This is a genomic window from Acidovorax sp. FG48 (genome assembly GCF_057809085.1).
This window is the reverse complement of the sequence record NZ_JBMDJH010000005.1, coordinates 35,488-47,536: the sequence shown is the minus strand read 5'-3', so window position 1 is coordinate 47,536 and position 12,049 is coordinate 35,488. Positions and strand designations below refer to the sequence as shown.

At 67.0% G+C, this 12,049-nt stretch carries 11 protein-coding genes; 1 reads left to right on the top strand and 10 read right to left on the bottom strand.

Features of this window, described 5'->3' with window-relative positions; genetic code table 11:
• Window positions 1–29: 29 nt before the first annotated feature.
• The 5 genes from ACODSU_RS08995 to ACODSU_RS08975 form a co-directional block, all read right to left on the bottom strand.
• Window positions 30–719, bottom strand: coding sequence for a cupredoxin domain-containing protein (locus ACODSU_RS08995; protein WP_488841814.1), 690 nt, complete (start codon window positions 717–719; stop codon window positions 30–32).
• Between the two features lie 79 nt (window positions 720–798).
• Complete coding sequence (locus ACODSU_RS08990; RefSeq protein ID WP_488841812.1) at window positions 799–1,275, bottom strand: group I truncated hemoglobin; 477 nt, start codon at window positions 1,273–1,275, stop codon at window positions 799–801.
• 10 nt (window positions 1,276–1,285) lie between these two features.
• Window positions 1,286–2,224 (bottom strand): DUF3034 family protein, encoded by a 939-nt coding sequence (locus ACODSU_RS08985; protein ID WP_488841810.1) that lies wholly within the window; start codon window positions 2,222–2,224, stop codon window positions 1,286–1,288.
• Window positions 2,225–2,464: 240 nt separating this feature from the next.
• Window positions 2,465–3,268: an anti-sigma factor gene (locus ACODSU_RS08980; RefSeq protein WP_488841808.1), complete on the bottom strand. Its 804-nt coding sequence runs from the start codon at window positions 3,266–3,268 to the stop codon at window positions 2,465–2,467.
• Between the two features lie 10 nt (window positions 3,269–3,278).
• Window positions 3,279–3,854, bottom strand: a complete 576-nt coding sequence (locus ACODSU_RS08975; protein ID WP_209817213.1) for an RNA polymerase sigma factor — start codon at window positions 3,852–3,854, stop codon at window positions 3,279–3,281.
• A gap of 263 nt (window positions 3,855–4,117) precedes the next feature.
• On the opposite strand from ACODSU_RS08975, the gene ACODSU_RS08970 reads away from it, so the two are divergent.
• The gene (locus ACODSU_RS08970) at window positions 4,118–4,489 is read left to right on the top strand and encodes a c-type cytochrome (protein WP_488841805.1); all 372 of its coding nucleotides are present in this window, start codon (window positions 4,118–4,120) and stop codon (window positions 4,487–4,489) included.
• Between the two features lie 15 nt (window positions 4,490–4,504).
• On the opposite strand, the gene ACODSU_RS08965 is transcribed toward ACODSU_RS08970, so the two are convergent.
• The 5 genes from ACODSU_RS08965 to ACODSU_RS08945 all read right to left on the bottom strand — a co-directional run bounded on the left by ACODSU_RS08965 (window position 4,505) and on the right by ACODSU_RS08945 (window position 11,973).
• Window positions 4,505–5,671 (bottom strand): alpha-hydroxy acid oxidase, encoded by a 1,167-nt coding sequence (locus tag ACODSU_RS08965; RefSeq protein WP_310046540.1) that lies wholly within the window; start codon window positions 5,669–5,671, stop codon window positions 4,505–4,507.
• 129 nt (window positions 5,672–5,800) lie between these two features.
• On the bottom strand, window positions 5,801–8,089 hold the full coding sequence (locus tag ACODSU_RS08960; RefSeq protein WP_488841803.1) for a bifunctional diguanylate cyclase/phosphodiesterase: 2,289 nt from the start codon (window positions 8,087–8,089) through the stop codon (window positions 5,801–5,803).
• Window positions 8,090–8,173: 84 nt separating this feature from the next.
• Window positions 8,174–10,504, bottom strand: coding sequence for a penicillin-binding protein 1C (pbpC, locus tag ACODSU_RS08955; protein ID WP_488842166.1), 2,331 nt, complete (start codon window positions 10,502–10,504; stop codon window positions 8,174–8,176).
• A 60-nt stretch (window positions 10,505–10,564) separates the two neighbouring features.
• Entirely contained in the window at window positions 10,565–11,434 is an 870-nt protein-coding gene (locus ACODSU_RS08950; protein WP_488841801.1) for a methylglyoxal synthase, read from the bottom strand.
• Between the two features lie 170 nt (window positions 11,435–11,604).
• Complete coding sequence (locus ACODSU_RS08945) at window positions 11,605–11,973, bottom strand: hypothetical protein (protein WP_488841799.1); 369 nt, start codon at window positions 11,971–11,973, stop codon at window positions 11,605–11,607.
• Window positions 11,974–12,049 lie beyond the last annotated feature (76 nt).

Sequence of the window (12,049 nt, the reverse complement as noted above, 5' to 3'; positions counted from 1 at the left end):
CCCGGTGGACCACCCGCTGGCGTGGCGGGTCAGCTGCCGGGGTGCTGATGGGTTGGGTGGGCCGAAACAGGGGCCAGGCTGTAAGACCCCATGGGCCCGCCCGGGGTATTGCCGGGGCCTGCGGGCGCAGCCGGGGGCGCACGCCGCACGCGGGGCACCACGCTGAGCTGCACGGTATCCAGCACCGGGCCGGGCACCACATTCAGCGCCTTGCGCGGCAGGTCCACCAGTTGCTCGGCATGCCACACACGCACTTGCGCGGCGCCATCGGGCACGCTGGCAAAACGGGCGATGCCGTCGCTGTCGGTCTTGAGCGTCCAGGCCGAATCGGTCACAAACACATGACCCCGCATGGAGCCGTGCAAGTGGCAGCCCAGCAGCACCACGCCGGGCGTGTCCAGCTTCACATCGGCAAAGTTGGCAGGCTTGCCATCGGCCTTGCCCGCCAGGCGCAGCTCAAAGTTGGAACTGGCCGCAGCCGGTGCTGCCGCAGCGGACGCCCCCGTGGGGTTGCCGCGTACATGGTGGTCCCAGCGGTCCTGGTTCGTGAAGCGCACCGTGGAGCCGGGCATGACCACCGTGACGGCAGGCACAAACCGCATGCGCTCCTGCTCGATGGTGGGACTGGGCTGCAGCAGGCTGGGGGCTGCACCAGTGGTGGCGCTGGGGTACACCACCACCACGGCGTCGGGCACGGGCTTGCCGTCGCGGTCCAGCACCTGAATTTGGACATTTCCGGCGCAAGCGCTAGTGAATATTGCGCTGGCAGCTATGAAAAAAATAGCATTTTTCATCGTCTTAGTGCTTGGTGATCACATCGCGGTGCATGGGCGCCAACAAGGCCAGCAGGCGGTTTTGTTGAGCGAACGGTATGCCCTGGGCGTCCATGGCGCTTTGCAGCACCTCCACCAAGGCGTTGAAGTGGCCCTTGTTGATGTCCATGTCGGCATGGGCCGATTTCATGTCAGCGCCTTCATATTTGCAAGGGCCACCGCTCAACTGGCAGAACTGGTCGGTCAGGCTCTCCTTGAGGGCGGCCGGTTTGGTGTCCTTGAAGTGGCCGCCAATGCGCGGGTCCTTGACCACGCGGTTCACAAAATCGTCCACCAGGCGGGTGATGCCCGGCTTTTCGCCCAGGGCCTGGTACAAGCCTGCTGGGGCTGCTGGCGCGGCAGTCGTGGCTGCCGGAGCCGCAGCGGTCTGCGCAAAGGCCGGGGCAGCAAGCAAGCCGCCCAGGGAGACGGCCAGGGCGATGAGGGTTTTGGAGTGCGTCATGACAATGTCCTCAGAAGGCGACTTGGGCCGACAGGTAATAGCCGGTCTGGCGGCGGTTGTTTGTGATGCCAGGGACGATGCGGCCCAGGTCCACATAGGCGAGCGTGAGCGACACGTTCTTGCTGGGCGCCCAAGCCACAAAGATGTCCTTCCAGTCGTCCTCGCGCAGCGCAGTGCCCAAGCCCGCCGCTGCACCCAGAGCTTGCAGGTTGTTGGGCTTGAAACGGTACTCGGCACCCACCGCCAGGTTCTTGTTGATCAGGTACGCCACCGAGAACTCGGGCTGCAGGCTGCGGCTGTTCTTGCCGGGCGCAGCCGAGCCAAAGCCCAACAGACCGTTCTGGTTGGCGTTGGTGTAGCGCAGCGTGCCATTGACCAGCACGCTTTGCGCCAGCAGCAGCTTGGTGGCGCTCACATACACATCGGTGCCGCTGGTTTTGGTGCCCAGAAAGTCCAGCACCGACCCGATGGAGCCCGGGTGCACCTGCTTGTGTTCCAGCCCCACCGCAATCTGCGGCATCCAGCTGTCGCTGTTGAGCACGGCGTCGCCCGCCACCTTGAGCTTGATGCCCAGCACATCCATCTTGATGTGCTGGCCCGGCGCCACGCCAAACGGCGCAATGCCGTTGAGCGCGATGGCGGGCGAGGCATCAAAGTCCTGCCGCGCCAGCGACAGCTCCAGGCGGTCGTGCAGGCCCAGGGCCACGCCATAGCCGTTCAGGCTGTAGTCCTGCGTGGCCGCGCGGGTGGCATAGGCGCTGACACCCACCTCGCCCTCGGTGGCGTTGCTGCCAATCACCGCCCAGGGGGTCAGCCCGCCACCGGCCGACCCGGCGATGGTGCTGACGCCGCCCGTGAGCAGCAGCTTGCCGGTATCGGCCTGGGCCAGGCCGCTGACCAGGGTCAGCGCGGCGGCAGCCAGGAGGGGAAGGGGGGGCCTGAGGGTCATCGTGGTCTCCAGGGGGTGGGATGTAAGAAGATGTTGCCATGTGGATACGCTCCCGGGTGCCCGGCGGATTCACGAATTTCCAAAAATGTTGCGCGGCGGTAGCAAACCGCTGCGCAGGAGCCCAGAGCGGCTCGCAAAACTCAGCGAAGCGGCCCTGGCCAGGCGTTTCGCCGCAGGCAGTACATGCAACTAGTACGACAAGGCGAGACAACGACGCCAGGGGAGTTTTGTGAGCCGCTCTTACAGCATCCGCTGAATCAGCTCGCCCTTGAACAGCACCGGCCCGGTAGGACCCGTCTCGCTGGGCACGCCGCCCTTGGGCTCCAGGCTGATGGCCAGGGCGGGCACCTGGCGCACGTCGGCCTCGCCGGCGGCCAGCTTGAGCAACTTGTCCTGGCCCAGCACCCCCAGCGAGCGCGGCCCGCCCGCTGGTGGCAGTGCCCACAGCTGCAGCGACTTGTCCGCCCCCTCCTGAAAGCCGCCCACGCGTTGCAACACCAGCTGGTTGTTCTTGGGGTCAAAGGTGACCAGCATGGAGGCAGCTGCCTTGTCGTCCGCCAGCACGGCCACGTACTGGATCTGGGGCGTGGCCTGCAGTTGCTGCTGCAGCGCGGCAATCTGCGCACCGGTGGTGGCACGCAAGCCTCCGTTGACCTGCACGCCCACCACCACCGCCGCCAGCGTGGCGATGGCACCGGCAGCGGCGGCACCGCGCCACAACAGCAGGTTGCGCCACCAGCCGCCGGGGGCTGGCGCGGGTGTGTGTGCGGGGGCGGCCTGCCGGGCGGCCAGCATGGCCTGCTCCAGCTGGCCAGCCCGCACCAGGTTGTCAATGCGCGTCCAGACGGCAGGCGACGGCGCCACCTGCGGTTGCAGCTCGGTCAGGCCCGACCAGCGGGTCTGCCACACCAGCGCAGCAGCGCGCACGGTGGCGTGCTCACGCGCCAGGGCCTCAAAACGGCGGCGGGCGCCACCGCGCAGCGTGCCCAGGGCGTAGCTGGCGGCCAGGCGGTCGAGCAAATCAGGGTGTTGGGTGATGTTCATGGCGACGACCTCAGGCGTAGCGCGCCATGCAGGCACGCAGTTGCTCAAGCCCCCGGCGAATCCAGGTCTTGACGGTGCCCAGCGGCAGCTTGAGCTGCTCGGCCAGCTCGCCATGGCTCTGGTCGCGCAGGTAGGCCAGGCTCACCACCTCGCGCTGCTTGTGGTCCAGCTTGCCCAGGCAGTGGTGCAGCGCAAACGCCTGCTCGCTGGCATCGGCAGCGTCCATGGGGTTGGGGGCATCGCCCTCCAGCGTCTGCGCCATGGCGTCATCCAGCTCGTTCATCAGGTCGGCCCGGTCGGTGGTGCGCTTGCGCAGGGCGTCCAGCGCCCGGCTGCGCACGATGAGCCCCATCCAGGCCATCGGCGGGCTCAGCGATGCGCGGTAGCTGCCGGCACCGCGCCAGATGGTCAAAAACGCCTCCTGCAAGACATCCTCCGCCGCATCGCGGTTGCGGACGATGCGCAGGGCCAGGCCAAAAAGCTGCGACGAGGTGCGCTCGTACAGTCTTTTCAGCGCGGCGTCGTCCTGCGCGGCAATACGGTCTAGGAGGTCCATCAGTTCGCTGTCTGGGTGGAGGGTGCTCATGCGCCCATTCTCTGGGATTGGTTGGGTGGGCTGGGCCTGTGGGGCTTTGCTGTAGGTGAATACGCCACAGCCGGCGTTTTGGATGTGGACAGGGCACACACCGGGAACGATGCCCATCAGAGGAAACCGCGAAGCGGCTGAATCCACGGGGCGAAATCAGCCGTATTGCAAGGGCCCAGACGGCTCTCGCCCCCACGCTGACTCCCCTTTTCGCTACCGCCATGCCCTTGTCCTATCCACGGTCCCCTGTTCGTTGTGTTGCCATGGCAGCCGCCCTGCTCTGGGCGGGCCACGGCGCTGCCATGGCCCAGTCGGTGGAGCGTGGTGCTGCGCTGTATGCAGCGCATTGCAGCAGTTGCCACAGCCCGGACCAGCACGGAGACGGCCCGGCACACCGGGGCGTGGTGGGGCGCCGCGCTGGCGCCCTGAAGGACTTTGACTACTCGCCAGCCTTGCGCGCCAGCAAGATCCTGTGGACGCGGGCCACGCTCAAGGCCTGGCTGACCGACCCCGAGGCGCTGATACCCGGCCAGGGCATGGACTACCAGCTTGACGATGCCCAGGACCGCGAGGACGTGGTGGCCTATCTGGCCACGCTCAAACGCCTGCCGACAGCCACGCCAGCAGCAAGATAGAGCGCCTTCCGCCGCTCAGGCCGTGGGATACGTGCCAGGCAGCAGGATCGAAGAATCCACGTTGTTGATGTTGGTGTGGCCGCAGAACGCCATGGTGATGTCCAGCTCCTTCTGGATGATCTGCAGGGCCCGCGTGACGCCCGCCTCGCCATACGCACCCAGCCCATACAGAAAGCTGCGGCCGATCAGCGTGCCCCGCGCGCCCAGCGCGCGGGCCTTGAGCACGTCCTGCCCGCTGCGGATGCCGCCGTCCATCCACACTTCGATGTCCTTGCCGGCCGCAGCGGCAATGCTGGGCAGCGCCGCGATGGAGGACGGCGCGCCATCGAGCTGGCGGCCGCCGTGGTTGCTGACGATGAGCGCATCGGCGCCGCTGTTCACGGCCAGGCGCGCGTCTTCGGCGTCCATGATGCCCTTCAGGATCAGCTTGCCGCCCCAGCGCTTTTTGATCCACTCCACATCGCCCCAGTTGAGCTGCGGGTCAAACTGCTCAGCCGTCCATGAAGACAGCGACGACAAATCGCCCACCCCTTTGGCATGGCCCACGATGTTGCCGAAGCTGCGGCGTTTGGTGCCTAGCATGCCCAGGCACCAGCGCGGCTTGGTGGCCAGGTTGATGAGGTTGGCGATGGTGGGCTTGGGGGGGGCCGAGAGGCCGTTCTTGATGTCCTTGTGGCGCTGGCCCAGGATCTGCAGGTCCAGCGTGAGCTGCAGCGCCGAGCAGTTGGCCGCCTTGGCGCGGTCGATCAGGCGATTGATGAAGTCGCGGTCGCGCATCACATAGACCTGGAACCAGAACGGGTGGCGGCCCGTGTGTTCGGCAATGTCCTCGATGGAGCAGATGCTCATGGTCGAGAGCGTGAACGGAATGCCAAACGCCTTGGCCGCCTTGGCGCCCAGGATCTCGCCATCGGCATGCTGCATGCCGGTGAGGCCCGTGGGCGCAATGGCCACGGGCATGGCCACATCCTGACCCACCATGGTGGTGCGGGTGGTGCGGCCTTCCATGTTCACGGCCACGCGCTGGCGCAGCTTGATGCGCTGGAAGTCGCTTTCGTTGGCGCGGTAGGTGCCCTCGGTGTACGAGCCCGAATCGGCGTAGTCATAGAACATGCGCGGCACGCGGCGCTGGGCAATGACACGCAGGTCTTCGATGCAGGTGATTTTGGACAGGTTGGGCACGCAGGCTCTCCGGTATGGGAAATGCGCCAAATGGTAGGCGGTGGCGCGGGGCGCAGCCATCAAAATTTTTTCGACGGCTTGCAACAAATTTCCAGCAGAGGGGTCAGGTCGCCCCGCCTTGCGCGCCAGCTACTGGGCCGTGGCCGCCAGGTCCGGCTCTGGCAACACCGCCTCGGGCTCGACGTCGGGCCCCCGGTACAGCATGAAGCGCATGCGGCCACCCCGCTTGGCCGCGTACATGGCTCCGTCGGCATGGCGCGACAGCTCGTCGAACGTACTGCCATGCTGCGGGAACAGTGCAATGCCGCCGCTCACACCCACCCGCACCGGCTGCCCGGCCAGCTCAAACGCAGCGTCGCAGGCCGCCAGAATCTTGCGCGCCACCAGGCAGGCGGGCTCCACCCCGTCCAGCCCCGGCAACAACACCACAAACTCGTCGCCCCCTTGCCGGCACACGGTGTCGGACGCGCGCACGGCCGCCTGCAGGCGCTGGGCAAACTGCACCAGCAGGGTGTCGCCCACGTCATGGCCCAGGCGGTCGTTGACCTCCTTGAAGCCGTCCAGGTCCAGGTACATCACTGCCAGAGACCGGCCTTCGCGCCGCGCCTGCGCCATCGCCAGCTGGGCACGATCCTGCAGCAGCACGCGGTTGGGCAGGTCGGTCAGTGCGTCGTACTGGGCCAGGTGGGCCATGCGCTCGGCCATGGCCACGGCCTCGGTCACGTCGCGCAGCACGGCCACCGCACCGGTCACCGCACCATGGCGGTCCGTGATGGCGCTGGCCGTCTCTTCCACCTGGAAGCGCTGGCCGCTGGTGCGGTGCACCAGCACGCCCCGCACGGGGTCCGTGGCGGCGCCTTGCTGTATCGCGGTGCGCAGCGTGTTGGGCAAGGGCTCGTCGTTGTCAGGGCTGCGCAGGCTCACCACCTCGTCCGCGTTGCGCCCGGCCGCATCAAACGCCTGCCAGCCCGTAAGGCGTTCGGCCACGGGGTTGAGGTAGGTCACCATGCCCCTGGCGTCCGAGCAGACCACGGCATCGCCGATGGATTGCAGCGTGAGGCGCACGCGCTCTTTCTCGTCGAACAGCTCATTCTCCATGCGCTTGCGTTCGGTGATGTCCGTCACTTGCACAAAGAGGCCGGTGACCACGCCGCGCTCATCGGTATCGGGTAGATAGGACACGATGCAGTGGCGCGGCAGACCGTCGTGGTCCTCGTCCGTGCGCTCAAAGCGCAGTGGCTTGCCTGCCAAGGCCAAGTCGTAATTGGGCTTGCTGGCTGCATACCGGGCCTCGCTCAGCAGCTCGCTGATGTGGCGGCCCCGCACTGGTGCCGGGTAGGTGCCAAACTCCTCCAGCGCTGCGCGGTTGGCAAAGCGGTTGCGCATACCGGCATCCCAGTAGGCAATCATGGAGGGCACGTTGTCCAGGGTGGTGCGCAGGTCGTGCTCGGCCTCGGTCAGGCGCGCCGACACCTTCTGGCGCAGCAGCAGCTCGCGCACAAACAGCAGGGCCAGCCCCAGGCAGCCCAGCATCAGCATTACGGCAAAGCCGCCCAGCACCAAGGCGCTGCTCCGCCACTTGGCCAGGATGGTGTCGGTGGACTGGGCCACGTTCAGGATCAGCGGATAGTTGCCCACAGGCCGGAAGGAATACAGGCGCTCAAACCCGTCAAGCGCCGCTACACCGACGAACGAACCCGTGCCCTCGGTCTGGAAGCGCACCAAATTCGGAGTGCCTGCGATGGATTTGCCAACGTCGGCGTCTCCGTAGGGAAACCGGGAGATCACCACCCCGTCCTGCCGGAACAGGTTAACTCCGCTGTTGGCGCCCAGATTCAGCGAACCAAACAGTTCGTTGAAATAGCTCAGCCGAACCACACCCACCACCACCCCGGCAAAACTGCCATCGGCATGAAAGTACGCGCGCGAGATGGGCAGGATGTTGAGGCCCGTCACCCGCGAAGGCACGGGTTTGCCGAAGAACAGCCCCTGCTGGCCTTGCTCGCGGAACGCCAGAAAGTAGTCACGGTCGGCAAAATTGGCCTTGCGGGGCTCCAGGGAGCCCGAGTCCAAAATGACGTTGCCCTGTGCATCCAGCACCAGCACGTCGCCCGCGCCCCGCGCGCGCAGCGAATTGTCAAACACCAGCCGCGCGCGCAGGTCGGGGGGCAAGGCCCAGACCTCGGGGCGTGCCACCTCGCGGGCCACGCCTTCCAGAGATTTGTCAAACGAATCCAGCGACCACGCCAGGCCCTGCTCCAGGGTGCGAGCCAGGTTGGCGTTGGTCTGCGCTGCGTAGCTCCACTCGTCGTTGCGAATGGTCCAGATGGTGCGCGCAAACAACGCACCAATGCCCAGAGCCACCAGCAAGGCCAGCCAGATCAGGCGGTGAGAGAAAAACTGGCGGAGAGATGGCATAGGGATAGTTTGTAACTATTTTAAACAGCCGCCTTAGCTGAGACTGAGTACCAAGGCACACCGTATTCCTCGGGATTGACGGCGTCAATGCGCACCTGCCCGGGTGGGCGCCGCCACCACACCGGCGCCGCGCACCTCCAGCCGCACCTCGTCCAGCACCGTACCTTGGGCGTCGGTGATCTGCACCACATGCCGGCCCGGCCAGGGCAGCCAGGGCACCCGGGCCCCACGGCCCAGCGGTTTGCCATCCAGCCGCCACTGCACCGCATCGCGCGTGGCGGTGAACTGCAGGCGCTGGCGCGCGGGTGGAATGTCCGGGTCCAGCGCAATCACCGTGCCGGATGCCGGGGCGGTGATACGCGCCGGGGCAGCTACCGCAGCCGATGCGGGCGCTGCAGGGGTACGGGCGGCGCTTTTGGAGGTTTTTTGGCTAGATGCGGTAGTTCCATATGCCTCACCAGCTATTGAATCCATAGCAAACAAGGGCTGCTGCGTGCCGGAAACAAACCACTCGTCGCGCGCGGCCTCCAGCGGCTGGGGCGCCCACGCGCCCGAAGACGGCCCCGCGCCGAACCGCACGGCCGCCCGCACCAGCCCCTGAGGGGCCTTGGGCGCGCGACTGGGCTCGCGGGCGTGCAGAAAGCCCATCACCGCCGCCCAGATGGGTGCTGCGCCGCTGGTGCCGCTGACCCCGTGCATGGCTGCACCGCTGGCGTTGCCCACCCACACGCCCACGGTGTAGCGCTCTGACCAGCCCACCGCCCAGTTGTCGCGCATGTCCTTGCTGGTGCCGGTTTTCACCGCCGTCCAGAAGCGGGTGGCCAGCACGCTGTCGGTGCCGAAGGTGCGGGCGCGTGCATTGCCGTCGGAAAGGATGTCGCCCACGATGAAGGCAGCGCGTGGGTCGATGGCGGGCGTGAAGCGGGGCTTGGCATCGACCGGGGCTACGGTGCCCTGTCGCCCGCCGTTGGCGAGCGTGCCTGCAACAGGACTCGCCCGCCCGCCGTTGGCGAGTGTGCGGAAGGCATTGGTCAGGTGCAGCAACGGCACCTCGGGGCTGCCCAGTGCCAGGCTGTAGCCAAAGTAGTCTCCACTTTCGCGCAGCGGCAATCCCACGGCACCGAGCTGCCGGTGAAAAGCATCGGGCGTGACCATGACCAGCGTGCGCACCGCCGGCACGTTGAGCGACGCCGCCAGCGCCGTGCGCACCGACACCCAGCCCTTGAACTGTCGGTCATAGTTCTGCGGGATGTAGAGCCCCCCCGCCGTGGTGATCTGCGCGGGAGAATCTTCGACCAACGACGCCGCTGTGAGCCGCCGCTCTGCAATCGCCTGGGCATACAGAAAAGGCTTGAGCGTGGAGCCCGGCTGGCGCAGCGCCAACACGCCATCGACCTCGCTGGCCTGGCTGAGCTGGCCGGACGAACCGACCCAGGCCAGCACCGCGCCCGTGGCGTTGTCCAGCACCAGCACCGCGCCGTCTTCCACATGGCGCCCGCGCAGCTCGCGCAGGTGCTGCTGCAGGCTCTGCATGGCAAAACGCTGCAACGGTGCGCGCAGGGTGCTGGTCACCCGCTCGGGCACGGCGCTGTCCTTGTCCCGCTGGCGCAGCAGGTAACGCGTAAAGTGTGGCGCCACACCCTCGCTCGCATCGAACGCGCGGCGTTGCAATGCGGCCGTAGTGAACAGGTCCAGCGCATCGCAGTCCACGCGCGCCGCTGGTGCAGCAGGCAAGGTGGGGGTGGAGGGGCGCTGCTGCATGTCGCGCAGCACGCCGCAGGCCCGCTGTGCCACCAGCGCAGGCCGTGCGTTGGGCGCGCGCACCAGGGCCGCTGCCACTGCGGCTTCACGGTCGTCCAGGCCGTGGGCCGCCTTATCAAACAGAGTGCGGCTCAGGGCGTCGATGCCCACCAGCTCGCTGCGAAACGGCACCAGGTTGAGGTACGCCTCCAGGATCTGGTCCTTGCGCCAGCGCCGGTCCAGCACCTGGGCGGCCACCGTCTGGCCCAGCTTTTGCGCCACCGTGCGTCCGCCGGGGCCCTGGCGCCAATCGCCATCCAACAGGCCGGCGAGTTGCATGGTGATGGTGCTGGCACCGCGCGTGCGCTGGTTCCACAGGTTGCCCCAGGCGGCGGCCGAGGCCGCACGCCAGTCCACGCCGCTGTGTTCAAAAAACCGCTTGTCCTCGCTCAGCACCAGCGCCTGGCGCAGCGCGGGCGACACATCGGCCAGCGGCACCCACTGGCCGCGCCGCACAGTGGTATCGGTGCGCAGGCGCTGCAGCACCTCGCCTTCGCGCGAGAGGATCAGGGTGTCCGAGGGCTTGAAGTCCGCGCGCACCTCGTCAAACGCGGGGATGGCCCAGGCGCCCGAGGCGCAGGCCGCCAGCACCAGAGCGGTGGCCTGTGTGCGCATGCGCAAGGTGGAGAAGAAATCGAAGGGAAGGAGCACAAACGAGCAGAGATCAAAGCGCCATCAGCGCGCTGCGCGCAGGCGCACGGCGTCGCACCAGCGCTGCGCCACGCCCGGCACGGTGACACACACCGCATCGTGCGTGGCGGTGGTCACGGCGCGCTCCAGCAACTGGATGTCGGCCTCGTGCTGGCGCGCCACATGCGGGTCCTCAAAAAAAACGGCGCGGTGGCAACGGCGCTCCAGCACCAGGTCGGCAATCTGCGCATCGCCACCCAGCGGCCCGCTGTTAAAGCGCTGCACCCAGGGCTGCCCCTCGGGCCAGCCCTTGCTCCACGCCAGGGCGTTCAGTCGCTGGCCCGTGGTGCCGGTGGCCACCCGGTGGCGAAACTGCGACAGCACATCAAAGTTGCGATCCGCGAAGTCAAGCATGGCCTGTTTGCACGCGTCGTGCGCAATCAGCGCCAGCGTCTGGTTGCCATGGTCATGAAACCGGGCGGCCTGTGGGTCGGGCGCCAACCCGGCGTGGATGCGCTCCATCTCGATCCAGTCCCGTGCGCTGGCCACGGTGGAGAGAAACGGCTTGCCATGGATCACGCATTGCCGCTTGAGGGCCAGCGCCTCGGGGAAGATGGAAGAAGGGTCCACAGGGTCGGTGAGGTAAATCGCGCCGTCGAGCGTGCGCCCTTCCCCCATGCCCACCACCTCTGCCACCACTTTCATCAGCCCACCGTCGCGCCCGTAGGGATAGCGCACCAGCGGCCGGTACCCCTGCAGCATGCCCGCAGCGACGATGGCATCGTGCGTGCGGCCCACGGCGTGCAGCCCCAGCTGCAGTTCCCGGATGCCCGCCTCGCAGGCGCGCAACAAGACAAAGAGCGCCGCGTCTTCGGTGTGGTGGTGCAGGCGGTTGGCAGCGAGACCCAGGATCATGGCGGGTTGACTTTCTGAAAACGAAGGGATCGAGGAATCGTAAGCCCTTAAGAGCGGCTAACAAAACTCAGCAAAGCGGCCCTGGCTAGGCGTTTCGCCGCAGGCAGTACAAGTAGTACGACAAGGCGAGACAACGACGCCAGGGGAGTTTTGTTAGCCGCTCTAGTGAGTCAGCGATCGGAGTGCTCGCGGTCAAACCGCCCCTCGGCCTCGGTCAGGTGGCGCAGCAGCACGTGCGAGATCAGGTTGACGCCGATACCGCCGAACACCACCGGCAGCAGGTACAGCGCAATCGTCAGCTCGGAACTGAACCACACATCGTCGGCCAGCGACGGCGTGCTTTTGGCCTGTGCGGCGATGGACTGCAGCAGGTACACATCCACGCCCGCGATCAGCACCAGCGCCACGCCAAAGCCCAGCACCGCCCAGCGCGAGATCGACCGCGTGACCAGCAGCAGCGCATAGATGCCCAACGGCAGCACCAGCGAGAACCCCACCAGCAGCCAGAACCGCAGCTCCAGAAAGACGCTGAGGCTCATGGCATGCGGGCCTGGGGTGGGCGATGGGCAAGGCGGTGCATGGCGGCGTTATGACAGAGTGGCGTTGGGGCGTCGC